Source organism: Streptomyces sp. NPDC051567, assembly GCF_044454165.1.
Taxonomy (GTDB): domain Bacteria; phylum Actinomycetota; class Actinomycetes; order Streptomycetales; family Streptomycetaceae; genus Streptomyces.
Genome location: NZ_JBITDK010000005.1, coordinates 26682 through 51298 on the forward strand (window position 1 = coordinate 26682; position 24617 = coordinate 51298).

The window sequence follows — 24617 nt, forward strand, 5'->3', positions numbered from 1 at the left end:
CCACAGCCCCCGGCGGCTACGGAGCCGCCGGGGGCTGTGGCACGGCACTTCGGGGACACGGCCTACGCGTTGCTGGCGGCCACCCAGCGTTCCAGGGCCGCGCGCGCGGCGCCCGAGTCGACGGCGTGCGCCGCGCGGGCGATCCCCGCGGCGATCTGCTCCTCCAGCGTGCCCGTGCCCGGGTCCAGGGCCACCAGGGCCGCCGCCGAGTTCAGCAGGACCGCGTCCCGGACCGGGCCCGCCTCACCGGCCAGCAGGCGGCGGGCGACGTCCGCGTTGTACGAGGCGTCCGCGCCCCGCAGCTCCGCGACGTCGACCAGCGGGATGCCGACGTCACGCGGGTCGAACGGCTGCTCCCGCACCTGGCCGTCCCGGACCCACCACACCCGCGAGGTGGCCGTCGTGGTCAGCTCGTCGAGGCCGTCGTCGCCCCGGAAGACCAGCGCGGAGGAGCCCCGCTCGGCCAGGACGCCCGCCACGATGGGGGCCATCCGGGCGTCGGCCACGCCCGTCGCCTGGGCCCGGACCCGCGCCGGGTTGGTCAGCGGGCCGAGGAAGTTGAAGGTGGTGCGGATGCCCAGCTCCCGGCGGGCGGCGGCCACGTGGCGCAGCGCCGGGTGGAACTTCACCGCGAAGCAGAAGGTGATGCCCGCCTCCTCCGCGACCTGCGCGACCCGCTCCGGGGTCAGGTCGAGGCTGACGCCGAGCTTCTCCAGGACGTCCGAGGCCCCGCTCGCGGAGGAGGCGGCCCGGTTGCCGTGCTTGACCACCTTGGCGCCCGTGCCGGCCACCACGACCGCCGACATCGTCGAGATGTTCACCGTCTTGGCGCCGTCGCCGCCCGTGCCGACGATGTCGACCGTCCGGCCCGGCACCTCGATCAGGTTGGCGTGCGCGTACATGGCCCGGACCAGGCCGTTGATCTCCGCGACCGTCTCCCCCTTCGCCCGCAGCGCGACCGCGAAACCGGCGATCTGGGCGTCGGTGGCTTCCCCGCGCATGATGTGGTCCATCGCCCAGGCCGTGTCGTCGGCCCGCAGGTCCCGGCCGGACAGCAGGGCGTCGAGCACACCCGGCCAGCCACGGACCGTCACGCTGTCGCCGCCTGCCGGGGTCACCACGTTCATGGTCCGCTCCTGCTGCTCGTCGAATCGTCGGAGATTCCACGTCGAATGGGAAGGGGTTCAGCCTATCCAGCCCCGCCGGACGGCGAAGAGCCCCGTCCAGGCACTGGACGGGGCTCTCACCGTGGCGACACCAGGACCGGCCGGGGAGCCGGTCCCTCATGCGTTCCTGCGGGGATCAGTGGTGGCCGTGGCCGCTCTGGATCTCCTTGTACTCCTCCACCGTGGGCTTGGGGATCTGGTTGTCCCCGCCGTAGATGCCCTGGCTGAGCTTGACCCGGAGCTTCTCCATGGGCTTCGCCTTGCGCTCGACACCGTTCTCGTCGACCGTCGGGACGGCCTCGATCGCCTCGTACTGCTCGAACGAGGTGAGGGTGTGCAGCTTGCCCTGCGAGAGCGGCTCGTGGATCTCGACGAACTCACCGTGCGGCAGGCGCTTGATGATGCCGGTCTCGCGACCGTGCAGCACCTTGTCCCGGTCCCGGCGCTGGAGGCCGAGGCAGATCCGCTTGGTGATGATGAAGGCGACGACCGGGACGACGAAGAAGCCGATCCGGACGAACCAGGTGATCGAGTTGATCGAGAGGTGGAAGTACTGCGCGAACATGTCGTTTCCACCGCCGATCAGCAGCACGACGTACTCCGCGATCCAGGCGACACCGAAGGCCGTACGGGTCGGGACGTTGCGCGGGCGGTCCAGGATGTGGTGCTCGCGCTTGTCCCCGGTGACCCAGGCCTCGATGAAGGGCCACATGGCGATCGCGCCGAGCACCAGCGGGAAGAGCAGCAGCGGGATGAACACGCCCAGGACGAGCGTGTAGCCGCCCAGGTCGATCTCCCAGCCGGGCATGGCACGGATGAGGCCCTCGGGCATACCCATGTACCAGTCGGGCTGCGCGCCGGTGGACACGTAGTCCGGGCGGTACGGGCCGAGCGCCCAGATCGGGTTGATCGAGGCGATGGCGGAGACGGCCGCGATGACACCGAAGACCAGGAAGAAGAAGCCTCCGGCCTTGGCCATGTAGACCGGCAGCAGCGGCATGCCGACGACGTTCTTCTCGGTCTTGCCGGGGCCCGCGTACTGGGTGTGCTTGTGGAAGACGACCAGGATCAGGTGGGCCACGATCAGGCCCAGCATGATGCCGGGCAGCAGCAGGATGTGGACCGAGTAGAACCGCGCGATGAAGTCGCCGCCCGGGAACTCGCCGCCGAAGAGGAACATCGACAGGTAGGTGCCGACGATCGGGACGGAGAGGATGGCGCCCTGCATGAAGCGGACACCGGTACCCGAGAGCAGGTCGTCCGGGAGCGAGTAACCGGTGAAACCGGTGAACATGCCCAGGATCAGCAGCAGGAATCCGAAGATCCAGTTGATCTCGCGCGGCTTGCGGAAGGCGCCCGTGAAGAAGACGCGCATCATGTGCACGAACATGGCCGCGACGAAGATCAGCGCCGCCCAGTGGTGGATCTGCCGGATGAGCAGACCGCCACGGACGTCGAAGCTGATGTCCAGTGTCGAGGCGAACGCCTCGGACATGTGGACACCCTGCATCGGCACGTACGAGCCGTGGTACGTGACCTCGTTCATGCTCGGGTGGAAGAAGAGCGTGAGGTACACACCGGTGAGGATGATGATGATGAAGGCGTACAGGCAGATCTCACCCAGCATGAAGGACCAGTGGTCCGGGAAGATCTTGCGCATGTTGGCCTTGGCGAGACCGTAGATGCCCAGGCGGCTGTCCGCCCAGTCCGCTACGCGCTCACCGGCCGGCGCCTTGCGCGCCGAGCCGTGTTCGTTGCGTTCGCTGGTTTCGTTGGCAGTGCTCATCCGCGCTCCCAGAATGAGGGGCCGACGGGCTCGTCGAAGTCGCCGAGCGCTTCGAGGAAGCCTTCGCCGTTCACACCGATCCGCAGCTGCGGAAGCGCGTGACCTGCCGGGCCGAAGATGACACGGGCGCCGTCGGAGAGGTCGAAGGTGGACTGGTGGCACGGGCAGAGCACGTGGTGCGTCTGCTGCTCGTACAGGCTGATCGGGCAGCCGACGTGGGTGCAGATCTTGGAGTAGGCCACGATGCCCTCGTGGGACCACTCCAGTTCCTGCTTGTCCTTGATGTCCTCCGGCTTGATCCGGACGATCATCAGGGCGGCCTTGGCGATCTGGACCTGGAAGTCGTGCTGAGTCTGCTCCAGGCCCTCCGGCATGGCGAAGGTCAGCGAACCGACGATGACGTCCTCGGGACGCAGCGGCTCCATCGTGTTCTGGTTGATGAGCAGCTTGCCCTTGGCCCACAGGGTCTTGCGCAGCTTGTCCTCGGGCAGCGGTCCCAGGTCGCGCAGGATCACGACGGCGGAGAGCGGCAGCATGGAGAGCGCGCCCAGCATCGTGTTGCGGATCAGGGGGCGCCGGGCGATGCCGGACTCGTTGGTGCCGTCGGCGAAGTCCTTGAGGACCTGCGCCTTGACCTCGGGGGCCGAGGCGATCGGGTGGCGCTCGTCGGCGACCTCGACGTCGGACATCAGGGTGCGGGCCCAGTGGACCGCGCCCGCGCCGATGCAGAAGAGCGCCGTGCCCAGGGTCATGCCCAGGGCGAAGTTGAGCGCGCTCACCTTCCCGATCGGGAAGATGTACACGATCTTGTCGACGGGGAAGGCCACGTAGGAGGCGATGAAGCCGACCGTGGCCAGCATCGACAGCGTGAACAGGAACGCGACGGTGCGCTCGGAGCGCTTCGCCGCCCGCTCGTCGAGGTCCTGGATGCGCGGCTTGTGGACCGGCAGGCCCGGGTCGGCGAACGGGTCGTCCGCGACCGCTACGCCACCGTGGTGGACGTCGCCCTGCTCGCTCGGCAGGTGCTTCTCTTCGGGAATGTCTTGGCTACTCATGACTTCTTGGCCTTAGCGGTGTGGGCCGCGACCCAGACGGCGACAGCGATCAGCGTACCCAGACCGAAGATCCAGCCGAAGAGACCCTCGGAGACGGGGCCGAGGCCACCGAGCTTCAGACCGCCGGGGTTGTTCGACTTCTCACCGTTCACGTTCTGGAGATACGCGATGATGTCCTTCTTCTGCTTCTCGGGCATGGTGCTGTCCGGGAAGGAGGGCATGTTCTGCGGGCCGGTGAGCATGGCCTCGTAGACATGCTTCGGCGAGACGCCCTCAAGGTTGGGGGCGTACTTGCCGTTCGTCAGCGCGCCGCCCTCGCCGGTGAAGTTGTGGCACTGCGCGCAGTTGTTGCGGAACAGGTCACCACCGTTGGCGATGTCGGCACCCGCCGGGTCGTACTGCTTCTCGGTCGGCGTGATCGGACCGGCACCGAGGGACGCGATGTACGCGGCCATCTGGTCGATCTGCGCCTGCGAGTAGATGTTGGGCTTCTTCGGCACCTGGGCGCCGGGCTGCTGGGCCGGCATGCGGCCCGTGCTCACCTGGAAGTCGACGGATGCGGAGCCGACGCCGACCAGGCTGGGGCCGTCAGTGGAACCCTGACCGCCGGTTCCGTGGCAGCTTGCGCAGCCCACGGCGTACAGCTTCTTGCCCTCCTCGATGGCGAGGGACTGGGCGGTCTCGTCGGCCTGCGCCTTGCCCGCGGGGGCGAAGGCGGCGTAAAGCCCCCCAGTGGCCGCCAGCGCGAAGAGTAGAACGACGATCGCCGCCAGCGGATGGCGTCGTCGTGCGGAGAGCTTTTTCACGGATTACCCCGGTGTCAGGATCTTCTGCGTCGGTGTGACTGGATGGAGTGCCGGGTCGGACCCGGTGACGTGTTCGCTACTTGATCAGGTAGATCGTGGCGAAGAGGCCGATCCAGACGACATCGACGAAGTGCCAGTAGTAGGACACGACGATGGCCGACGTGGCCTGTTCGTGGGTGAACCTCTTGGCCGCGTACGTCCGGCCGAGGACCAGCAGGAAGGCGATGAGACCGCCCGTCACGTGCAGACCGTGGAAGCCGGTGGTCAGGTAGAAGACCGAGCCGTACGGACCGGACGAGAGGCTCATGCCCTCGTGCATGACCAGCGCGGTGTACTCGTACACCTGGCCGCCAATGAAGATCGCACCCATCACGAACGTGACGATGAACCACGTCCGGAGCTTCTTCACGTCACCCCGCTCGGCGGCGAATACGCCGAGCTGGCAGGTGAGCGAGGAAAGCACCAGGATCGTGGTGTTCGCCGCCGAGAAGGGCAGATCCAAGGCCGAAGCCTGCTCTGACCAGTACTCGGCGCCTGTCACGGATCGCAGGGTGAAGTACATCGCGAAGAGGGCCGCGAAGAACATCAGCTCGGAACTCAACCAGATGATGGTTCCGACGCTGACGAGGTTCGGCCGGTTGACCGTCGGGTGCGCGTGCCCGGTATCTACTGTCGTTGCTGTCGCCACGACCGACATTATGTCGGTCGCTTATCCCGCCCTCACCCCGGGGGGTGCCGTTCGGAGTGTCCGGGGCGTGTGCAAGGCCCGAACGGCCCATCAGAACGGCCCGTGGGCGTGACCGGTGAGGGTGTCCGAACCGATGTTGACGACGGGGCGGACGGAGTAGCATCCCTCCCCCGGCTCCGCCGGGACACCCCAGGCAACATCAACGTGATTCACGGACACGTGGAGGAACGAAAATGCGGGCGACTACGCGGGTTCTGGTCTACAGCGACGACGCGGGCACCCGGGAGCAGGTGCGGCTGGCGGCCGGGCGCAGGCCGGCCGCCGATCTGCCGCCGGTCGAGTTCCTGGAGTGCGCGACCCTGCCGGCGGTCCTGGCCGAGCTGGACGCGGGCGGCATCGACGTGTGCGTGCTGGACGGCGAGGCCACCCCGGCCGGGGGCATGGGGGTGTGCCGGCAGATCAAGGACGAGATCTTCCGGTGCCCGCCCGTGCTGCTCCTGATGGGGCGGCCTCAGGACGCCTGGCTGGCCACCTGGAGCCGCGCGGACGCGGCGGTGACCCTTCCGGTGGACCCGGTGGACTTCGCGGACGCCCTGGCGGGCCTCCTGCGGGCCCGCCTGTCTCCGGCCGCCTGAGGGCCCCTGAGGCGGCTTCCCGGCGCGGGGGGGCCCGTGACGGACCCCCGCGCGCCGGCGGGGGCCGATACGGGCCCCCGCGCCGTCCCGCGGCCCTGACCGGTGCTGCGGGCCGGGTCTCAGACCTGGGGCCGCAGGCGGGCCGTGTCGATGGGGCTGCGGCCCTCCTGAGTGCCCTTCAGCAGGGCGCTGCCCTCGCGCCAGTCGGGCCAGTCGACGTTCCAGTCGCCGAAGCCGTTGCCGAAGGGGTCCATGTCGTCGCCGATGCTGTTGATCACCTGGATGATGTCGCCCTCGGTGATGTTCTCGTAGAACCAGGCGGCGTTCCCGGTGCTCATGCCGGTGCAGCCGTGGCTGACGTTCTCGTAGCCCTGGGAGCCGACGGACCACGGGGCGGCGTGGACGTATTCACCGCTCCAGGTGACGCGCGTGGCGTAGTAGACCGGCAGGTTGTAGTACTCGCTGCCGCCGATGCCGACGGAGTCGCCGCGCATCTGGACGAAGTACTGCTTGCCGAGCACCACCTTGACACCGTTGCGGGTGGAGAAGCCGGGCTTCCCGGTGGTCACCGGGATGGTGTTGACCACTTCTCCGTTGCGCTTGAACGTCAGGTAGTGCGAGGAGGCGTCGGTGACGACCTCGACCCGGTCCCCGATCTCCAGCTCCAGCGGCTTGGAGACGGCCCCGTAGAGGTCGTTGTCGATCCGCACCCCCTCCAGGTTGCTCCGGACGGAGACGGTGGAGTTGGCGGGCCAGTACTCCTTCGGCCGGAAGTGGAGCCTCTTGTCGTCCACCCAGTGCCAGGCGCCCTCGACCCGGTCCGGGGTCTCCACGACCAGGCCGCGTTCCACGAGCTTGCGGGCGGCCTTGTCCTTGACGGGTTCGTTGAGATCGGCGGTGAGGGGCTGTCCGACGCCGTACTTGCCCGCGTCCGGGCCGAACTCGACCTTGAGGACCTGCTTGGACGGGGTGGTGTCGAACGTCATCGTGCGCTGTCCCGGGGCGCCCCGCTTGTCCTCGGTGCTCACGGTGACCGTGTAGCGCACGCCCGCGGCCATCGGGACGGTGCTGTGCCAGCGGTCGCCCTTGGCCGTCAGCTCGCCCGCCAGGAGGCGGCCGTGGCTGTCCACGACGCTCACGTCGGTGATCCGGGCGTCGACGCTCTTGGCGGTGACCTCCAGGGGCCGGCCGGGGTCGACCGGACGGCTGCCGGCGGCCTTGTTGAAGGCGAGCTGGTCGCCCGCGTCGTACGGGCGGGCGGACAGCGGGTTGCGGTCGCCGGACCCGCACGCGGTGGCGCCGGCCCCGAGGGACGCGACCAGCAGGGAGCAGCCGAGTACCGTCCAAAGACGCGGTGAGTGCTTCATGGCGCCAACGCTATGAAGATATGTCAGATGCTGCGCGCGGAGGGACTGCAAACGAGGGGCCCGGATACCTCCGAAAGAGGTATCCGGGCCCCAGGTTCACACGGCCGGGCCGTGGGATGCGGCGTCTACTGGTTCTGGTTCTCGCCGCGGTAGTACTCGTACACCCAGCCCCACAGGCCGATCAGGATGACCGGAGCCGAGAAGTACATCAGCCACCAGCCGAAGATGACACCCAGGAAGGCGAGTGCACCACCGATGGCCAGGGAGAGCGGCTGCCAGCTGTGCGGGGCGAAGAAGCCCAGCTCACCGGCCTCGTCGGCGACGTCGGCCTCCAGGTTGTCCTGGGCCATCTCGTCGACGCGCTTGGCCGTGAAGGCCAGGTAGTAGCCGATCATGACGCTCAGGCCGAAGGCCAGGAAGAGCGCGGTGGTGCCGACGGGCTCCTTCGACCACACGCCGTACACGACGGCCATGATCAGGATGAAGAAGGAGAGCCAGAGGAACATCCTGCCCTGGATCTTCACTTTCCGGCCTCCTTGGCGCCCGCGACGGCCTTGTTCCCGGCGCTGTGGTCCTCAAGGTGGTCGAGGGCCGCGATCTCCGGGTGGTGCAGGTCGAACGCCGGGGACTCGGAACGGATCCGCGGCAGGGTGAGGAAGTTGTGCCGCGGCGGCGGGCAGGACGTCGCCCACTCCAGCGAGCGGCCGTAACCCCACGGGTCGTCGACCTCGATCTTCTTGCCGTACTTCGCCGTCTTCCAGACGTTGTACATGAACGGCAGCATCGACAGACCGAGCAGGAAGGAGCTGATGGTCGAGACCGTGTTCAGCGCGGTGAAGCCGTCGGCGGCCAGGTAGTCCGCGTAACGGCGGGCCATGCCCTCGGCGCCCAGCCAGTGCTGCACCAGGAACGTGCCGTGGAAGCCCACGAACAGCGTCCAGAAGGTGATCTTGCCGAGCCGCTCGTCCAGCATCTTGCCCGTGAACTTCGGCCACCAGAAGTGGAAGCCGGCGAACATCGCGAAGACCACGGTGCCGAAGATGACGTAGTGGAAGTGCGCGACGACGAAGTACGAGTCGGAGACGTGGAAGTCCATCGGGGGCGAGGCCAGGATGACGCCGGTCAGACCACCGAAGGTGAAGGTGATCAGGAAGCCGACGGCCCAGAGCATCGGTGTCTCGAAGGACAGTGAGCCCTTCCACATGGTGCCGATCCAGTTGAAGAACTTCACACCGGTCGGTACCGCGATCAGGAAGGTCATGAAGGAGAAGAACGGTAGGAGGACGCCGCCGGTGACGTACATGTGGTGGGCCCACACGGTCACGGAGAGGCCGGCGATCGCGATCGTCGCGGCGATCAGGCCGATGTAACCGAACATCGGCTTGCGCGAGAAGACCGGGATCACTTCGGAGATGATCCCGAAGAACGGCAGGGCGATGATGTACACCTCTGGGTGTCCGAAGAACCAGAAGAGGTGTTGCCACAGCAAGGCGCCGCCGTTGGCCGAGTTGAACACGTGCGCGCCGAACTTGCGGTCGGCCTCCAGCGCGAAGAGCGCGGCGGCCAGCACCGGGAAGGCGAGCAGGACCAGGACACCGGTCAGCAGCACGTTCCAGGTGAAGATCGGCATGCGGAACATCGTCATGCCGGGCGCGCGCATGCAGATGATCGTGGTGATGAAGTTGACCGAGCCGAGGATCGTGCCGAAGCCCGAGAAGGCCAGACCCATGATCCACATGTCGGCGCCGATGCCCGGCGAGCGGACGGCGTCCGACAGCGGGGAGTAGGCGAACCAGCCGAAGTCGGCGGCGCCGCCGGGGGTGGCGAAGCCGGCGACCGCGATGATCGAGCCGAAGAGGTACAGCCAGTACGCGAACATGTTCAGCCGCGGGAACGCCACGTCGGGCGCGCCGATCTGGAGCGGCATGATCCAGTTCGCGAATCCGGCGAACAGCGGCGTCGCGAACATCAGCAGCATGATCGTGCCGTGCATCGTGAACGCCTGGTTGAACTGCTCGTTCGACATGATCTGCGTACCCGGACGGGCCAGCTCGGCGCGCATGAAGAGCGCCATGACCCCACCGATGATGAAGAACACGAACGAGGTGACCAGGTACATCGTGCCGATGGTCTTGTGGTCGGTGGTGGTCAGCCACTTCACGACCACGTTGCCCGGCTGCTTGCGCCGTACCGGCAGCTCGTTCTCGTACGAGTCAGCTGCGGCGGCACCCTGGGATTCGTTGAGGATGCTCACAGTTTGTTCGTCTCCGCATTCCGGGCCGGGTCGGTCTGCTTGATGCCGGCCGGGAGGTACCCGGTCTGCCCCTTCTCCGCCAGCTCCTTGAGGTGCGCCCGGTACTTCTCGGGCGAGACGACCTTGACGTTGAAGAGCATCCGGGAGTGGTCGACGCCGCAGAGCTCGGCGCACTTGCCCATGAAGGTGCCCTCTTGGGTCGGGGTGACCTCGAAGACGTTGGTGTGGCCCGGGATGACGTCCTGCTTGAACAGGAAGGGGACCACCCAGAAGGAGTGGATGGTGTCGTTCGACGACAGGATGAAGCGGACCTTCTCACCCTTGGGCAGGTAGAGGGTCGGGCCCGGCCAGCCCTTGTCCGGGTTCCGGTCACCGGGGACGCCCTTGGTGTAGACGCCTTCGGCGCCCGCGGGGAAGTCCTTGAGGAAACGGTCCGGGATGGACGCGAGCTCCTTGGGGACCTGCGTCGTCCTCGGCTTGGCGGCTTCACCTTCGGCGCCCTCGGGAACCGGGAGCAGCCGCGGCTTGGGGGTGCTGACGTCGCCGTCGACGTTCTCGACGTAGTTGAAGACCCAGCTCCACTGGAAGCCGACCACGTTGATCGTGTGGGCGGGCTTGGCGGAGAGGGCCAGCAGCTTGGACTCGTCACGCGCGGTGAAGTAGAAGAGCACCGAGACGATGATGAGCGGAACCACGGTGTACAGCGCCTCGATGGGCATGTTGTACCGGGTCTGCGGCGGAACCTCGATCTTCGTCCGGCTGCGCCGGTGGAAGATGACGCTCCACATGATCAGGCCCCACACCAGGACGCCCGTGATGAGTGCCGCGGCCCAGGAGCCCTGCCACAGCGAAAGGATGCGCGGCGCCTCCTCGGTCACCGGAGTCGGCATTCCGAGGCGGGGGAAGTCTTTCCATGTATACGAGCAACCAGTGGCGGTCGCCAGGACCACGCCCGCAGTCAGCGCCTGCAGCAGCTTCCGCCGCATCGGACGCCGCGGCATGGGGGTACCTCCCAGGCCCTTCGGGCGATGGGGGAGGTCGGAGCCGTAGGGACTCACGTAGCGCCTTCCCGAGAGTCTCGGCCCGCGCGGCCGGCCGCGGCCGTGTTCGGGTCGGTCGCCGGCCCTGACGCAGGCAGGGGTTTGGATGTTTATGCGGACCAAACCCTACTGGACGCTATTTGGGGTCGCGCGGGGAGGGTGCCCAACGCGCCGCTACTGCCCCCGAAGGGGTGGATCGGCCGTCCGGGGGACAGGCCCGGGCACCCGGAACGACAGACTCCGCAGGGCATCTGACGGCCCCTGACCCCGGTGTGCTCCGCACGTCCCCTCCCTTTACGGTGGCCGGATGCCGTACTTCGACAGCGCGTCCGCCGCCCCCCTGCACCCCGTGGCCCGTCAGGCGCTCCAGGCGGCCCTGGACGAGGGCTGGGCCGATCCCGCCAGGCTGTACCGGGAGGGCAGGCGCGCCAGGCTGCTGCTGGACGCGGCGCGGGAGGCGGCGGCGGAGGCCGTGGGGGTGCGTGCCGACGAGCTGGTGTTCACTCCTTCGGGGACGCACGCGGTTCACACGGGCGTGGCGGGGGTGCTGGCGGGGCGTCGGCGCGTCGGCGGCCGGCTGGTCGTCTCGGCGGTCGAACACAGTTCGGTGCTGCACGCGGCGGCGGCGCACGAAGGGCGCGGCGGGACGGTCGCCGAGGTCCCGGTGGACCGTTCGGGTGCGGTGACGGCGGCCGGGTACGCCGCCGCGCTGGAGCCGGGGACGGCGCTGGCCTGTCTCCAGTCGGCCAACCACGAGGTGGGCACGGTCCAGCCGGTGGCGGAGGTGGCCGAGGTCTGCGCGGCGGCCGGGGTGCCGCTGCTGGTGGACGCGGCCCAGTCGCTCGGCTGGGGCCCGGTGGAGGGCGCCTGGTCGGTGCTGACGGGCAGTGCGCACAAGTGGGGCGGCCCTCCGGGGGTCGGCCTGCTGGCAGTGCGCAAGGGGGTCCGTTTCTCCCCCCGGGGTCCGGCGGACGAGAGGGAGTCGGGCCGCTCCCCCGGCTTCGTGAACCTGCCGGCCGTCGTGGCGGCGGCGGCCTCGCTGCGGGCCGTGCGGGCGGAGGCCGGGGAGGAGGCGGCCCGGCTGCGGGTCCTGGTCGACCGCATCCGGCGGCGGGTGGCCCGGCTGGTCCCGGACGTGGAGGTGGCCGGGGACCCGGAGCGCAGGCTTCCGCACCTGGTCACCTTCTCCTGCCTGTACGTCGACGGCGAGAGCCTGCTGCACGAGCTGGACCGGGCGGGGTTCTCGGTCTCCTCGGGCTCGTCCTGCACCAGCTCCACGCTGACCCCCAGTCATGTGCTCCGGGCGATGGGGGTGCTGTCCGAGGGGAACGTACGGGTCTCCCTGCCGCCGGGGACCACGGCCGGGGAGGTCAACGCCTTCCTGGAGGTGCTGCCGGGCGTGGTGGCGGGGGTCCGGGAGAAGCTCGGGGCGCACTCCGTCCCGGGGGCGGTCCCGGCGGCGCCCCCGGTGGCGGACTCCGTCGAGCTGGACGCGCTGGGGCTGCGCTGTCCGCAGCCGGTGATCGAGCTGGCGCGGGCGATCGTCACGGTCCCGGTGGGCGGCACGGTGACGGTGGTGTCGGACGACGAGGTGGCGCGGCTGGACGTGCCCGCGTGGTGCGCGATGCGGGGCCACGCGTACGTCGGCGAAGCCCCGCGTGAGGTGGGTGTCGCGTACACCGTCCGCCGCCTGGTATGAGGGGGCGGGCCGGGACCCCGGGAGCCCGGGGGGGGCACTCGCGCGCCGCCCCCGGGCCCGGGAGCCGTCACACGGCCAGGTGGGCCTGGACCTCCGACGCGGCGGTGTCGCCGTAGGCCTTGGCGAAGCGCTCCATGAAGTGGGCGCGGGCCAGGGTGTACTCCTGGGTGCCGAGGGTCTCGATGACCAGCGTCGCCAGCATGCAGCCGACCTGGGCCGCCCGCTCCAGGCCGACGCCCCAGCCCAGGCCGGTCAGGAACCCGGCGCGGAAGGCGTCGCCGACGCCCGTGGGGTCGACCTTCGCGGTCTCCTCCGGGCAGCCGACGACGATCGGGTCGTGGCCGACCCGATCGATGCGGACGCCGTTGGAACCGAGGGTGGTGACCCGGGTGCCGACCTTGGCGAGGATCTCCTCGTCCGTCCAGCCCGACTTCGACTCGATCAGGCCCTTCTCGTACTCGTTCGAGAAGAGGAACGTCGCCCCCTCCATCAGGGTGCGGATGTTCTCGCCGTCCATCCGGGCGATCTGCTGCGAGAAGTCCGCGGCGAAGGGGATGGACCGGGTCCGGCACTCCTCCGTGTGGCGGAGCATCGCCTCGGGGTCGTCGGCGCCGATCAGGACCAGGTCCAGGCCGCCCACCCGGTCGGCGACCGACTTCAGCTCGATCAGCCGGGCCTCGCTCATCGCGCCCGTGTAGAAGGAGCCGATCTGGTTGTGGTCCGCGTCGGTGGTGCACACGAAGCGCGCGGTGTGCAGGACCTCGGAGATGCGGACGGACTCGGTGTCGACGCCGTGCCGGTCCAGCCAGGCGCGGTACTCGTCGAAGTCGGAGCCGGCGGCGCCGACGAGGACCGGGCGGCTGCCGAGCTGCCCCATGCCGAAGCAGATGTTCGGGCCGACCCCGCCCCGTCGTACGTCGAGGTTGTCGACGAGGAAGGAGAGGGAGACCGTGTGCAGCTGGTCCGCGACGAACTGGTCGGCGAAACGGCCGGGGAAGGTCATGAGGTGATCGGTGGCGATGGAGCCGGTGACTGCGATGCGCACGGCGTGGATGCTCCTGCGGAGGACGGCAAGGGGACATTCAAAACTACCCGTTCACCGGCCCTGAGCCGACCGTACGAAACTACCCCGTAGTAGGTCTTTCTTCTCATGGTCCGGGGTGCCTACGGTGCCTCCATGACCTCTACCGATGGCTTCGGGTACGCCGAGTACACCAGCGGGACGCACGGCGCGGAAGGTTCGCGGGGCCCCGGTCTCGCACGGCTGCTGGGCGACTGCGCCCGGATGGCCCCGCACTGGACGGTCCCGGCCGGGCCCCGGCCGGCCCGGGTGGCGCCCTCGCAGATCCACGGGGTCAGCGTCCCGCCCTCCTCGGCCCGCCTGATCGCCTCCACCGCCGCGTACGGGGACTGAGCGGCGGGGCCGGAGGACCGGGGGAACCGGTCGGGCCCCGGCTTCGTCACACCCGCGTCAGGACGACGGGACGGGCGAAGGAGCGATCTGGTGACCAGCGAACAACCCGGAACATCACACGGCACACGACGACGGCCCGCCTGGGCCGTCGGCTCGGTCGCCGCCGCCGTCCTGCTGACCGGCGGCGGCACGGCCTACTGGGCGGCCACGGCCCACGGGGACGGCGGGCGCTCCGTCACGGCCGGGCGGTCGGCCGTGACGGAGCGGTCGGCGGACCGGTCGGCGCAGCCTCCGGCGGCCCCCCGGACGGAACCGGGCCCCGGCATCGCACCCGGGGAGCCCGACCCGGCCGGCGGCGGGGTGACCTACCGCGCCGAGGTCCCGCTCCCGGCGGCCCCGGGCGACGCGCCGTCCTTCGCCGCCTCCGGCGAGGTGACCGGGGCGGAGGTGGCCCGGCTCGCGGCGGTCCTCGGGATCACGGGCGCGCCCCGGCTCACCGGTGACGTCTGGCTGGTCGGGGAGGCCGCGGACGGGGCCGGGCCCCGGCTCACGGTGACCCTCAAGGCCCCGGGGACCTGGACCTTCACCCGCTTCACGACGGGTACGGGCGACTGCGTGCGCGGCAAGGACGTCTGCGGCCCGGCCACGCTCCCCGGAGCCGGGAAGGAGAGCGGCGGCTCCGGCACGGGCGGGGGCCCGCCGGTCTCCGAGGAGGCGGCCAGGGCGGCGGCGGCCCCGGTGCTGAAGGCCCTGGGCCAGGGGGCCGCGAAGCAGGACGCCCGCCTCGTCCAGGGCGCGGTCCGGGTGGTGACGGCGGACCCGGTGATCGGCGGACTGCCCACCCGGGGCTGGTCCACCACGGTGAGCGTGGGGGCGGACGCCCAGGTGGTGGCGGGCGGCGGCGAGCTGAAGGAGCCCGTACGGACGGCCGAGCGGCCGGTGGTCGGGGCCGTGGAGGCGCTGGCCCGGCTCAACGCCGCGTCGGCCCGCCCGGCGGACGGCGCCGGCCCGGGGACCGGCGCCTGCGCCACCCCGGTCCCGTTGGGCGCGGACGCCCCGGCGGGGACCGCCACGGACACCTCCGTGTGCGCCGCGCGGCCCGAGCCGGTGAAGTCCCCGCGCACGGAGACGGTGCGGGGCGCCGTGCTGGGGCTGGCCCCGGGGACGGTGGACGGCGCGCGGGGCCTGGTCCCGGCCTGGCTCTTCCAGGTGGCGGGGGCCGGTGGCGGCCCGGACCGGACGGTGGTCCAGTCTGCGGTAGCCGGGGAGGGCGCGGCGCCCCCGGCGCAGGGGCGGACCGTGCCCGGGTTCTCGTACGCGGAGGCCGACCGGAAGCTGACGGTGAACTTCTGGGGCGGGCTCTGCTCCAGCTACGCCGTGGAGGCCCGGGAGGAGTCCGGTTCCGTCCTGGTGAAGATCACCGATACGCCGGACAAGCCGGGGCAGTCGTGCGTCGCGCTCGCCCAGGAGATGTCCCGGACGGTGACGCTCCGGCAGCCGCTCGGGGAGCGCAAGGTGGTCGACGCGACCACGGGCAAGCCGCTGCCCCGCCAGTAGGTCCCGGGCGGTCCGCGCACGACGAGGGCCCGCCTCCAGTCGCACTCGACCGGAGGCGGGCCCTCGTCGTACAGACTTGACCGCCGGGGCAGCCAGGCTGCCGGGCCGTTCTAGTTGAACGAGTCGCCGCAGGCGCAGGAGCCCGTGGCGTTCGGGTTGTCGATCGTGAAGCCCTGCTTCTCGATGGTGTCGACGAAGTCGATGGAGGCACCGTGCAGGTACGGGGAGCTCATCCGGTCGGTGACGACCTTGACGCCGTCGAAGTCCTTGACGACGTCGCCGTCGAGGGAGCGCTCGTCGAAGAAGAGCTGGTAGCGCAGGCCGGAGCAGCCACCGGGCTGGACGGCGACGCGCAGCGCCAGGTCCTCACGGCCCTCCTGCGCGAGCAGGGTACGGACCTTCTCGGCGGCGGCGTCGGACAGGAGGATGCCGTCGGTCACGGTGGTCTTGTCGTCCTGTACGGACATCTGCATTCACTCCCGAAGTGGGCGGCTCCCCGCCGCAGGGCAGGGAAACGTCGGACTCTTGCCGTCGGTGGCAACGAGCGGGGCCCCGGTTTCATTCCACGGCCGGGCGCTCGTTTCAGATATTCATGCTCGCACACCGTGCGAAGGGGCGGGTCCAAGCTCCCGCGGGGTAATGCGTCACATTGACACTATCGGCATCGTCAAAGTGACACGAACCGGTTATGATAGATAACGTCAAATAGACGAGAAGTCGAACCGATGTCTCCCGAAGTCACTTGTCGCAGAAACAGAAAGGGTGCGTGTCGTGACCACCGCCCAGCCTTTGGACGTCCAGCCGACGCCTCTTGCCCTGCTGCTGCTCGGCCGCGAGGCCGACCCCAGGAGCGAGCGCGGGGTGGAGTGTCCCGGCGACCTGCCCTCGCCGTCGGACCCGAACCTGGTGGCACGTGCCCGCGCGGCCAAGGAGAAGCTCGGGAACAAGGTCTTCATCCTCGGCCACCACTACCAGCGTGACGAGGTCATCGAGTTCGCGGACGTCACCGGGGACTCCTTCAAGCTGGCCAAGGACGCCGCCGCCCGCCCGGAGGCCGAGTACATCGTCTTCTGCGGTGTCCACTTCATGGCCGAGTCGGCCGACATCCTGACCTCGGACGACCAGAAGGTCGTCCTGCCCGACCTGGCCGCCGGCTGTTCGATGGCCGACATGGCCACCGCCGAGCAGGTCGCGGAGTGCTGGGACGTCCTGACCGAGGCCGGCATAGCCGAGGCCACGGTGCCCGTCTCGTACATGAACTCCTCCGCCGACATCAAGGCGTTCACCGGCAAGTACGGCGGCACGATCTGCACCTCGTCCAACGCGAAGAAGGCCCTGGAGTGGGCGTTCGAGCAGGGCGAGAAGGTCCTCTTCCTCCCGGACCAGCACCTGGGCCGCAACACCGCCGTCCGGGACCTGGGCATGGACCTGGACGACTGCGTCCTCTACAACCCGCACAAGCCGAACGGCGGCCTGACCGCCGAGCAGCTGCGCGACGCCAGGATGATCCTGTGGCGGGGGCACTGCTCGGTGCACGGCCGGTTCTCGGTCGACTCGGTCGAGGACGTCCGGGCCCGCATCCCCGGGGTGAACGTCCTCGTCCACCCCGAGTGCAAGCACGAGGTCGTGGCGGCGGCGGACCACGTCGGCTCGACGGAGTACATCATCAAGGCGCTGGAGGCGGCCCCGGCCGGCTCCAAGTGGGCCATCGGCACCGAGCTGAACCTCGTCCGCCGGCTGGCCAACCGCTTCGCCGACGAGGACAAGGAGGTCGTCTTCCTCGACAAGACGGTCTGCTTCTGCTCGACCATGAACCGCATCGACCTCCCCCACCTGGTGTGGACCCTGGAGTCCCTGGCCGAGGGGACCCTCGTCAACCAGATCCAGGTGGACAAGGAGACGGAGAGCTTCGCGAAGCTCGCCCTGGAGCGGATGCTCGCGCTCCCGTAACTCGCGCGATCCGTACGCGCCGAAGGGCCGCCCCCGGACAAGGGGGGCGGCCCTTCGGCGCGTACGGCACCGGTCCTCGGTCAGACCCCGGCCGGGGTCTGACGTGCCGGGTCGGCCGGGGCGGGGACCACCGTCAGGCGGGCCGCCTTGCGCGAGCGGCGGCGCTCCTTGCGGAGCTCCACCATCGTGTAGAGGGTCGGGACCAGGAGCAGGGTCAGCAGGGTGGAGCTGACCAGGCCGCCGATGACGACCACCGCGAGCGGCTGCGAGATGAACCCGCCCGAGCCGGTGACGCCGAGCGCCATCGGCAGCAGCGCGAAGATCGTCGCCAGGGCCGTCATCAGGATCGGGCGGAGCCGGTGACGGCCGCCCTCGACGACCGCCTCGACGACGCCCATGCCCTGGGCGCGGTACTGGTTGACCAGGTCGATCAGGACGATCGCGTTGGTGACCACGATGCCGATGAGCATCAGCATGCCGATCATCGCCGGGACGCCCAGCGGGGTCCCGGTGATCAGGAGCAGGCCGAGCGCGCCGGTCGCCGCGAAGGGCACGGAGACCAGCAGGATCAGCGGCTGGACCAGCGACCGGAAGGTCGCCACCAGCAGCATGAAGACGATCGCGACGGCCGCGAGCATGGCCAGGCCCAGCGAGCCGAACGCCTCGTCCTGGTCCTCGGAGACCCCGCCGATGGAGGCGGTGGCCCCGGCGGGCAGCTCCAGTGCCTCGAACTTCGCCTGGAGCGCGGTGCCGACCGCGCCCGTGTTGTCGCCGACCGGCTTCGCGGTGACGGTGGCGGCGCGGGCGCCGTCGATCCGGGTCATCGCGACCGGGCCGGGGACCAGCTCGATCTGGGCGAGGTCACCGAGCTTGAGCGGGCCGACGGGGAGCGCCCGGAGTTCGGCCAGGGTGGTGGCGGGCTTCGCGGAGCGGATGACGAGGTCCCGCTCGGTGTCGTCCAGGACGACCTTGCCCGCCGGGTTGCCCCGGACGGCCTGTCCGACGACCGCGCCGAGCGCCGCCTGGCTGAGTCCCGCGTCGGCGGCCCTGGGCCCGGCGGTCACCGAGATCCGGGGCACGGACTGGGAGAGGTCGCTCTGGACGTCGGTGACGTCGGTCATCTTCGCGATCTCGGCCCGGACCTGTTCGGCGGCCTCGGCCAGGGTCGCGGCGTCACCGGCCTTGACGACCACGCTGAGGTTCTGGCCGCCGAAGCCGCCGCCCGCCGCGATCCTGGTGTCGCCGATGCCGTCGAGCCGGGAGAGTCCGGCCTCGATCTCCTTCCTGACGGCCGCGGCCTCGCCCGCGTCCTTGAGGGTGACCTGGTAGGACGCCTGGTGGGAGCCGGTGCCGCCGCCGAAGGCGGCCATGAAGCCGGAGGAGCCGACGGTGACCTGGTAGCTCTTGACGCCCTTGACCGAGGCCAGCGCCTTCTCGACCTTGCGGCTCGCCTCGTCGGTGGCGGCCAGCGAGGTGCCGGGGGCCAGCTCCTGCTTGACCGTCAGGACGTCCTGCTCGCCCTCGTCGAAGAAGTTGGTCTTCAGCAGCGGGGTCATCGCGAAGGTCGCGACGAGCACGGCGGCGGCGATGGCCACACTGGTCAGGCGGCGCCGGGTGGCGAAGCCCAGGACCCGTACGTAGAACTGCTGGAGGCGGCTGCGGGCCTCCTTCTCCTCGGCTTCGCGCCGGGCGCGGGCCACGCTCCCGGGGTCCCCGGCCGTCACGCCCGGCGGGGTGCGCAGGAACCAGTACGAGAGCACCGGGACGACGGTCAGCGAGACGAGCAGCGAGGCCAGCAGGGCCGCGGTGACCGTGAGCGAGAAGGAGCCGAAGAGCTCGCCGACCATGCCGCCGACGAGGCCGATCGGCAGGAAGACGGCGACGGTGGTGAGCGTGGAGGAGGTGACCGCGCCGGCCACCTCCTTGACCGCGGTGAGGATGGCGGCCTCGCGCTCCTCGCCGTAGCCGAGGTGGCGCTTGATGTTCTCCAGGACCACGATCGAGTCGTCGACGACGCGGCCGACGGCGATGGTGAGCGCGCCCAGGGTCAGCATGTTGAGCGACAGGTCGCGGGTCCACAGCACGATGAGCGCCAGGACGACGGAGAGCGGGATGGAGACGGCGGTGACCAGCGTCGAGCGGACCGAGGCCAGGAAGACCAGGATCACGATCACCGCGAAGACCAGGCCGAGCAGGCCCTCGGTGGTGAGGCTGGAGATGGCCTTGGCGACGGCCGGGCCCTGGTCGGTGACGACGGTCAGCTCGGCGCCGGAGCCGAGCGTGGAGCGCAGCGCGGGCAGCTTCTCCTTGACGGCGTCGGAGATGGCGACGGCGCTGCCGTCCTTGTCCATGGTGAGGACGAGGGCGAGGCTGGGCCTGCCGTCGGTGCGGGTGATGGAGGCGGGCCTGGCGGGCTCCTCCTTGACGGTGGCGACGTCACCGAGGCGCACGGCGGGCTTGCCGGGGGCGGGGCTCAGGCGCAGGTCCGTCAGCTGGGCCAGGGAGGTGTAGCCGGAACCGACGCGGACGGTGCGGTTCTTGCCCTCCTCGTCGAAGGAGCCGGCGGGGACGCTGACGCCGCCCGCCTGGAGGCCCTGAGCGAGCGTGAGGCCGTCGAGCCCGGCGCCGGCGAGCTTGGCGTTGTCGGGGGTGACGGTGACCTGGGTGTCCTGGACGCCGTCCACGGTGACCTGGCCGACGCCGTCGATGTCCGAGAGGACGGGGACGACGGAAGCCTCCAGCTGGGCGGCGAGGGCCTGCGGGTCCTTGTCGGAGGTGGCGGCGAGGACGAGGGTCGGCATGTCGTCGGTGGAACCGGCCACCACCTGCGGGTCGACCTCGGCGGGCAGCCGGACGCGGGCCCGGTTGACGGCCTGCTGGACGTCGGCGACGAGCTGCTTGGTGCCGCTGTCGCCGTACTCGAAGGTGGCCATGACGAGGGCGTTGCCCTCGCTGGCGGTGGAGGTGACGCCGGTGATGCCGTCGACGCCCTTGAGGGCGGCCTCGATCGGTTCGACGACCTGCTTCTCCACCACGTCGGGCGAGGCGCCCTGGTACGGCGCGAGCACGGAGACCATCGGCAGTTCGATGGAGGGCAGCAGCTGCTGCTTGAGCTGCGGGACGGCTATGGCGCCGAAGAGGAGCGCGACGAGCGACACGAGGCCGATCAACGCCCTTTGGGCAAGGCTGAATCGGGACAGCCAGGACATGGGTGTATCTCTCTGCAGTGACGTACGCGGGGGCTTACCCACCCTGTCCCACGGGGCCGGGCCCCGGCGTCGCTCGCAGGTCCCGTCCTGGGGCCCGGCATACCGCGTCCGCAGTACGCCCCTGCGTACTCCCGTCGTACTCCCCGCCCCCGCGGAGCGGCCTTCGGGCGGCCCCGGGGGTGGGCGGGGTCACTCGGCGCGGGGCCGGACCAGTCCCGACTCGTAGGCGACGACCACCAGTTGGGCCCGGTCGCGGGCGCCGAGCTTGGCCATGGCCCGGTTGACGTGCGTCTTGACGGTGAGCGGGCTGACCTCCAGCCGTCCGGCGATCCCGTCGTTGGACAGGCCCGCGGCGACGTGGACGAGGACCTCGCGCTCGCGGACGGTCAGCGCGGCGAGCCGTTCGGTGTGGGCTCCGCCCGGGGCCCCGGCGGCCTGGTCCGCGCCGCCGCCCTGGGCGAGGAAGGTGGCGATGAGCCCCTTGGTCGCGGCCGGGGAGAGCAGTGCCTCACCGGCGGCGGCGACCCGGATGGCGTTGAGCAGTTCCTCGGGCTCGGCGCCCTTGCCGAGGAAGCCGGAGGCCCCGGCGCGCAGGGCCTGCACCACGTACTCGTCCACCTCGAAGGTGGTCAGCATCACGACGCGGACGGCGGCGAGCCCGGGGTCGGCGCTGATCATGCGGGTGGCGGCGAGCCCGTCGGTGCCGGGCATCCGGATGTCCATGAGGACGACGTCGGGCCGGGTCCGGCGGGCCAGGTCGTACGCCTGGGCCCCCTCGCAGGCCTCGCCGACGACCTCCATGTCGTGCTCGGAGTCGACGAGGACCCGGAAGGCGCTGCGCAGCAGGGCCTGGTCGTCGGCGAGGAGGACGCGGATGGGCACGGGGGCGGGCCGGGGCGGCGGGGAGGGGTCCACGGGGGGCAGCGTACGCCGACGCCCCGGGCCGGGATCAGCCGAGGGCCAGGACCAGCAGGGCGGTGGTCGCGGCGGTCTCGGCCAGGGCGCCGAAGACGTCGCCGGTGACGCCTTCGAAGCGGCGGACGCAGCGGCGCAGCAGCAGCTCGGCGGCGAGGAGGGCCGCCAGGACCGCCGCGACGTGCTGGGCGGCGGACGGCAGACCCAGGGGCAGGGCGGCCAGGGCGGCGAGGGCCAGGACGAGGGCGGTGACGGCGGCGGCGACGCGGTGCGGGACCGCTCCGGCGACCGCCGCGCCGAGTCCTTCGGGGCGGGCCGCGGGGACCCCGGCGCGGGAGGCGAGGGTCATGGCGAGCCGGGCGGTGACGGCGGCCAGGACGACGGCGAGCGCGCCCCGGCCCCAGCCGCCGGCGTAGACCTCGGCGAGCGCGGCCACCTGGACCAGCAGGGCGAAGAGCAGGGTCACGACGCCGAAGGGGCCGATGTCGGACTGCTTCATGACGCGCAGCGCCTCCCCGGCCGGTTTGGCGCTGCCCAGTCCGTCCGCCGTGTCGGCGAGTCCGTCCAGGTGCAGGCCCCGGGTCAGGGCGGCGGGCACGGCGACGGTGACGGCCGCGGCGAGCAGCGGACCGCCGCCGAGGAGCAGGAGGAGGACCCCGGGCACGGCCGCGAGCAGGCCGACGGCCAGCCCGGCGAGGGGGGCGCAGGCCATCCCGGTCCGGGCGGCCGGGCGGTCCCAGCGGGTGATGCGGGCCGGGAGCACGGTGAGGGTGCCGAAGGCGAAGCGGACGCCGTCGCGCAGGGAGGCGCGGCCTGGTGGCGGCGTCGGGGGCGGATCGTCGAACGAATCTGTCATCCGCGTGAACGCTACCTGCTCGGGGCGGGCGGTAACTTACCCGCTACGGGCCGCATCGGGAGCGCCGCCCGGCTGGGAGGCTGCGGCATGGGTCACTGGTGGTACCGGAACATCGTGGAGCCGGGGAAGCTGCCCCTGCTGCTGGCGCTGGTCTCGTTCGTCCTGTCGTTCCTGGTGACCCGGGTGATCACCCGGCTGATCCGGGCCGGGAAGGGGCCGTTCAGGAACCTCTCCCCGGGCGGTGTCCACGTCCACCACGTGGTGCCGGGGGTGATCCTCGTGATCGTCGGCGGGTTCGGGGCGATCGCGAGCGGGCGCCACAGCACCGCCGCGATGCTCTCCGCGGTGATCTTCGGGATGGGCGCGGGGCTGGTGCTGGACGAGTTCGCGCTGATCCTGCACCTGGACGACGTCTACTGGAGCGAGCGGGGCCGCAAGAGCGTGGAGATCGTGGTGCTGACGGCCGCGCTGGTGGCGCTGGTGCTGGGCGGGTTCCTGCCCTTCGGGGTCGACGAGCTGAGTCCCGGGGAGCGGCACAGCCGGGGCGTCGTCGTCATGAACACGGCCACCAACTTCTTCCTGGCCCTGATCGCCCTGTGGAAGGGCAAGCCGCGCACGGCGGTGTTCGGGGTCGTCATCCCGCTGGTGGCGCTGGTCGGCGCGGTCCGGCTGGCCCGGCCCGGTTCCCCGTACGCGCGGAGGTTCTACGCGAACCGCCCGCGGGCCCGGGCGCGGGCCGGGCTGCGGGCCTTCCGGCACGACCGGCGGTGGGCGGGGCCGCGGCGCCGGGTCGAGGACTTCATCGGCGGGGCCCCCGACCCGGAGCGGACGCCCCCGGACGGGGAGCGGCGCCCACGCTGAGCCCGGGGCGGCCCCGGCCGCGGGGTGAACAGGTCAGCCCGGGGCCGGGTGGGTCAGCCCGGGATCAGGCCGTCGTCGTCGAGCAGCGCCCGGACCTCGTCCAGGCCGGCGTCCGGGCCGGGCAGGATCAGCTCGGACGGTTGCAGCGAGTCGTCGGAGAGGGGTTCGCCGAACCGCCGGACCGCGTCGAGGAGGGCGCCGAGCGTGCGGCGGAAGCCCGCCTCGTCGCCGCTCTCGACCTCCGCGAGCAGTTCGTCGTCCAGCGCGTTGAGCTCGGTGAGGTGGCTGTCGGCCAGCCTCACCTGGCCCTCCCCCATGATGCGGACAATCATGACGGGCCCCGTCCTACTGCTTGTCGAACCGGTGCGGGTGGTGCTGCTGCTGGGCGGAGCCCGGGGCGCCGCCCTCGATGGACTGCTGCTGCGCGGAAGGACCGCCCGCCAGCTCGGCCTTCATCCGCTGGAGTTCCAGCTCCACGTCCGAACCGCCGGAGAGCCGGTCCAGCTCGGCCTGGATGTCGTCCTTGGAGCCCAGACCGCTGCGGTCGTCCAGGGCGCCCGAGGCGAGCAGCTCGTCGATGGCGCCGGCGCGGGCCTGGAGCTGCGCGGTCTTGTCCTCGGCCCGCTGGATGGCCAGGCCGACGTCGCTCATCTCCTCCGAGATGCCGGAGAAGGACTCCGCGATCCGGGTCTGCGCCTGCGCCGCGGTGTAGGTGGCCTTGATGGTCTCCTTCTTCGTGCGGAAGGCGTCCACCTTGGCCTGGAGCCGCTGGGCGGCGAGGGTCAGCTTCTCCTCCTCGCCCTGGAGGGTCTGGTGCTGCACCTCCAGGTCGGCGATCTGCTGCTGGAGCGAGGCCCGGCGGGAGAGGGCCTCGCGGGCCAGGTCCTCCCGGCCCAGGGCGAGGGCCTTGCGGCCCTGGTCCTCCAGCTTGGCCGACTGGCTCCGGAGCTGGTTGAGCTGCAGCTCCAGCCGCTTGCGGGAGGTCGCGACATCGGCGACCCCGCGGCGTACCTTCTGGAGCAGCTCCAGCTGCTTCTGGTACGAGTAGTCAAGGGTCTCGCGCGGGTCCTCGGCCCGGTCAAGGGCCTTGTTCGCCTTCGCGCGGAAGATCATCCCCATACGCTTCATGACACCGCTCATGGGCTTCGCGCGCCCCCTTCTGACGGACTTCGCTCCAGGTCACCTACAGGTGCGACCCCCCGGTCGTGCCGGGACGATCGCCACAGAACCCACACTACGGGCCCCGTCTCCATTACCGCACTGTTCGGGTACCGATGGGCTCCTCCTCCAGGACGACTGTGCCCCCCGCCGTGTCAGGCGTGAGGAGTAGACGATCAGTAGGTGGTCCCAGGAGCGGAG

The 24617-nt window shown here is 70.8% G+C and carries 22 protein-coding genes; 6 read left to right on the top strand and 16 right to left on the bottom strand.

Annotation, left to right across the window (positions count from 1 at the left end; genetic code table 11):
• Positions 1 to 62: 62 nt before the first annotated feature.
• The 5 genes from trpD to ACIA5F_RS07830 form a co-directional block, all read right to left on the bottom strand.
• Positions 63 to 1127, bottom strand: coding sequence for an anthranilate phosphoribosyltransferase (trpD, locus tag ACIA5F_RS07810; RefSeq protein ID WP_399350291.1), 1065 nt, complete (start codon positions 1125 to 1127; stop codon positions 63 to 65).
• A gap of 175 nt (positions 1128 to 1302) precedes the next feature.
• Positions 1303 to 2952 carry a cytochrome bc complex cytochrome b subunit gene (locus ACIA5F_RS07815; protein WP_399350293.1) on the bottom strand — a complete coding sequence of 550 codons (1650 nt, stop codon included), beginning with the start codon at positions 2950 to 2952 and terminating at the stop codon, positions 1303 to 1305.
• Positions 2949 to 4007, bottom strand: a complete 1059-nt coding sequence (locus ACIA5F_RS07820; RefSeq protein WP_399350295.1) for a Rieske 2Fe-2S domain-containing protein — start codon at positions 4005 to 4007, stop codon at positions 2949 to 2951. Before ACIA5F_RS07820 ends, ACIA5F_RS07815 begins: the two co-directional genes overlap by 4 nt.
• Positions 4004 to 4813 carry a c-type cytochrome gene (locus tag ACIA5F_RS07825; RefSeq protein ID WP_399350297.1) on the bottom strand — a complete coding sequence of 270 codons (810 nt, stop codon included), beginning with the start codon at positions 4811 to 4813 and terminating at the stop codon, positions 4004 to 4006. The genes ACIA5F_RS07820 and ACIA5F_RS07825 overlap by 4 nt, the downstream gene beginning before the upstream one ends.
• Positions 4814 to 4889: 76 nt before the next feature.
• Positions 4890 to 5510: a heme-copper oxidase subunit III gene (locus ACIA5F_RS07830; RefSeq protein ID WP_399350299.1), complete on the bottom strand. Its 621-nt coding sequence runs from the start codon at positions 5508 to 5510 to the stop codon at positions 4890 to 4892.
• 224 nt (positions 5511 to 5734) lie between these two features.
• On the opposite strand from ACIA5F_RS07830, the gene ACIA5F_RS07835 reads away from it, so the two are divergent.
• Positions 5735 to 6136, top strand: coding sequence for a hypothetical protein (locus tag ACIA5F_RS07835; RefSeq protein WP_399350301.1), 402 nt, complete (start codon positions 5735 to 5737; stop codon positions 6134 to 6136).
• A 119-nt stretch (positions 6137 to 6255) separates the two neighbouring features.
• On the opposite strand, the gene ACIA5F_RS07840 is transcribed toward ACIA5F_RS07835, so the two are convergent.
• The 4 genes from ACIA5F_RS07840 to ACIA5F_RS07855 form a co-directional block, all read right to left on the bottom strand.
• Positions 6256 to 7503 (bottom strand): Ig-like domain-containing protein, encoded by a 1248-nt coding sequence (locus ACIA5F_RS07840; RefSeq protein ID WP_399350303.1) that lies wholly within the window; start codon positions 7501 to 7503, stop codon positions 6256 to 6258.
• A gap of 125 nt (positions 7504 to 7628) precedes the next feature.
• Positions 7629 to 8027, bottom strand: coding sequence for a cytochrome c oxidase subunit 4 (locus ACIA5F_RS07845; protein WP_399350305.1), 399 nt, complete (start codon positions 8025 to 8027; stop codon positions 7629 to 7631).
• The gene (gene ctaD / locus ACIA5F_RS07850) at positions 8024 to 9757 is read right to left on the bottom strand and encodes a cytochrome c oxidase subunit I (protein ID WP_399350307.1); all 1734 of its coding nucleotides are present in this window, start codon (positions 9755 to 9757) and stop codon (positions 8024 to 8026) included. Before ctaD ends, ACIA5F_RS07845 begins: the two co-directional genes overlap by 4 nt.
• A complete protein-coding gene (locus ACIA5F_RS07855; RefSeq protein WP_399350309.1) occupies positions 9754 to 10815 on the bottom strand; it encodes a cytochrome c oxidase subunit II in 1062 nt (353 codons plus the stop codon). Before ACIA5F_RS07855 ends, ctaD begins: the two co-directional genes overlap by 4 nt.
• A gap of 289 nt (positions 10816 to 11104) precedes the next feature.
• Between ACIA5F_RS07855 and ACIA5F_RS07860 the strand changes: the two genes are divergently transcribed.
• Positions 11105 to 12496 (top strand): cysteine desulfurase/sulfurtransferase TusA family protein, encoded by a 1392-nt coding sequence (locus ACIA5F_RS07860; RefSeq protein WP_399350311.1) that lies wholly within the window; start codon positions 11105 to 11107, stop codon positions 12494 to 12496.
• 67 nt (positions 12497 to 12563) lie between these two features.
• On the opposite strand, the gene ACIA5F_RS07865 is transcribed toward ACIA5F_RS07860, so the two are convergent.
• Complete coding sequence (locus tag ACIA5F_RS07865) at positions 12564 to 13541, bottom strand: carbohydrate kinase family protein (RefSeq protein WP_399350313.1); 978 nt, start codon at positions 13539 to 13541, stop codon at positions 12564 to 12566.
• Positions 13542 to 13673: 132 nt separating this feature from the next.
• Here ACIA5F_RS07865 and ACIA5F_RS07870 point away from each other — a divergent pair, with 132 nt between their 5' ends.
• Both ACIA5F_RS07870 and ACIA5F_RS07875 read left to right on the top strand, forming a co-directional pair.
• Positions 13674 to 13910 carry a hypothetical protein gene (locus ACIA5F_RS07870; RefSeq protein ID WP_399350314.1) on the top strand — a complete coding sequence of 79 codons (237 nt, stop codon included), beginning with the start codon at positions 13674 to 13676 and terminating at the stop codon, positions 13908 to 13910.
• 90 nt (positions 13911 to 14000) lie between these two features.
• On the top strand, positions 14001 to 15467 hold the full coding sequence (locus ACIA5F_RS07875; protein ID WP_399350316.1) for a hypothetical protein: 1467 nt from the start codon (positions 14001 to 14003) through the stop codon (positions 15465 to 15467).
• Between the two features lie 110 nt (positions 15468 to 15577).
• Here ACIA5F_RS07875 and ACIA5F_RS07880 read toward each other — a convergent pair whose 3' ends face one another.
• Positions 15578 to 15934 carry a HesB/IscA family protein gene (locus ACIA5F_RS07880; RefSeq protein WP_399350318.1) on the bottom strand — a complete coding sequence of 119 codons (357 nt, stop codon included), beginning with the start codon at positions 15932 to 15934 and terminating at the stop codon, positions 15578 to 15580.
• A gap of 295 nt (positions 15935 to 16229) precedes the next feature.
• Between ACIA5F_RS07880 and nadA the strand changes: the two genes are divergently transcribed.
• Positions 16230 to 17417: a quinolinate synthase NadA gene (gene nadA, locus ACIA5F_RS07885; protein ID WP_399350320.1), complete on the top strand. Its 1188-nt coding sequence runs from the start codon at positions 16230 to 16232 to the stop codon at positions 17415 to 17417.
• Between the two features lie 80 nt (positions 17418 to 17497).
• Here the strand turns inward: nadA and ACIA5F_RS07890 are convergent, their stop codons facing one another.
• From ACIA5F_RS07890 to cobS, 3 genes are all read right to left on the bottom strand, one after another.
• Positions 17498 to 20626, bottom strand: coding sequence for an efflux RND transporter permease subunit (locus tag ACIA5F_RS07890; protein WP_399350322.1), 3129 nt, complete (start codon positions 20624 to 20626; stop codon positions 17498 to 17500).
• A 189-nt stretch (positions 20627 to 20815) separates the two neighbouring features.
• A complete protein-coding gene (locus ACIA5F_RS07895; protein ID WP_399350324.1) occupies positions 20816 to 21541 on the bottom strand; it encodes a response regulator in 726 nt (241 codons plus the stop codon).
• Positions 21542 to 21575: 34 nt separating this feature from the next.
• Positions 21576 to 22397 (bottom strand): adenosylcobinamide-GDP ribazoletransferase, encoded by an 822-nt coding sequence (cobS, locus tag ACIA5F_RS07900; RefSeq protein WP_399350326.1) that lies wholly within the window; start codon positions 22395 to 22397, stop codon positions 21576 to 21578.
• Between the two features lie 87 nt (positions 22398 to 22484).
• Here cobS and ACIA5F_RS07905 point away from each other — a divergent pair, with 87 nt between their 5' ends.
• On the top strand, positions 22485 to 23258 hold the full coding sequence (locus ACIA5F_RS07905; protein WP_399350328.1) for a hypothetical protein: 774 nt from the start codon (positions 22485 to 22487) through the stop codon (positions 23256 to 23258).
• A 53-nt stretch (positions 23259 to 23311) separates the two neighbouring features.
• Here the strand turns inward: ACIA5F_RS07905 and ACIA5F_RS07910 are convergent, their stop codons facing one another.
• Together ACIA5F_RS07910 and ACIA5F_RS07915 are read right to left on the bottom strand one after the other, a co-directional pair.
• Complete coding sequence (locus ACIA5F_RS07910) at positions 23312 to 23590, bottom strand: hypothetical protein (protein WP_399350330.1); 279 nt, start codon at positions 23588 to 23590, stop codon at positions 23312 to 23314.
• Positions 23591 to 23603: 13 nt separating this feature from the next.
• Positions 23604 to 24398 carry a PspA/IM30 family protein gene (locus tag ACIA5F_RS07915; protein ID WP_399350332.1) on the bottom strand — a complete coding sequence of 265 codons (795 nt, stop codon included), beginning with the start codon at positions 24396 to 24398 and terminating at the stop codon, positions 23604 to 23606.
• Between the last annotated feature and the right edge of the window lie 219 nt (positions 24399 to 24617).

What these genes read in the sequence shown, in the direction of transcription:
- ACIA5F_RS07870 (WP_399350314.1), top strand. Translation starts at nt 13,674, where the DNA reads ATGACCTCTACCGATGGCTTCGGGTACGCCGAGTACACCAGCGGGACG.
- cobS (WP_399350326.1), bottom strand. Translation starts at nt 22,397, where the DNA reads ATGACAGATTCGTTCGACGATCCGCCCCCGACGCCGCCACCAGGCCGC.
- ACIA5F_RS07820 (WP_399350295.1), bottom strand. Translation starts at nt 4,007, where the DNA reads ATGAGTAGCCAAGACATTCCCGAAGAGAAGCACCTGCCGAGCGAGCAG.
- ACIA5F_RS07905 (WP_399350328.1), top strand. Translation starts at nt 22,485, where the DNA reads ATGGGTCACTGGTGGTACCGGAACATCGTGGAGCCGGGGAAGCTGCCC.
- trpD (WP_399350291.1), bottom strand. Translation starts at nt 1,127, where the DNA reads ATGAACGTGGTGACCCCGGCAGGCGGCGACAGCGTGACGGTCCGTGGC.
- ACIA5F_RS07840 (WP_399350303.1), bottom strand. Translation starts at nt 7,503, where the DNA reads ATGAAGCACTCACCGCGTCTTTGGACGGTACTCGGCTGCTCCCTGCTG.
- ACIA5F_RS07835 (WP_399350301.1), top strand. Translation starts at nt 5,735, where the DNA reads ATGCGGGCGACTACGCGGGTTCTGGTCTACAGCGACGACGCGGGCACC.
- ACIA5F_RS07890 (WP_399350322.1), bottom strand. Translation starts at nt 20,626, where the DNA reads ATGTCCTGGCTGTCCCGATTCAGCCTTGCCCAAAGGGCGTTGATCGGC.
- ACIA5F_RS07910 (WP_399350330.1), bottom strand. Translation starts at nt 23,590, where the DNA reads ATGATTGTCCGCATCATGGGGGAGGGCCAGGTGAGGCTGGCCGACAGC.
- ACIA5F_RS07915 (WP_399350332.1), bottom strand. Translation starts at nt 24,398, where the DNA reads ATGAGCGGTGTCATGAAGCGTATGGGGATGATCTTCCGCGCGAAGGCG.
- ACIA5F_RS07860 (WP_399350311.1), top strand. Translation starts at nt 11,105, where the DNA reads ATGCCGTACTTCGACAGCGCGTCCGCCGCCCCCCTGCACCCCGTGGCC.
- ACIA5F_RS07830 (WP_399350299.1), bottom strand. Translation starts at nt 5,510, where the DNA reads ATGTCGGTCGTGGCGACAGCAACGACAGTAGATACCGGGCACGCGCAC.
- ACIA5F_RS07815 (WP_399350293.1), bottom strand. Translation starts at nt 2,952, where the DNA reads ATGAGCACTGCCAACGAAACCAGCGAACGCAACGAACACGGCTCGGCG.
- ACIA5F_RS07880 (WP_399350318.1), bottom strand. Translation starts at nt 15,934, where the DNA reads ATGTCCGTACAGGACGACAAGACCACCGTGACCGACGGCATCCTCCTG.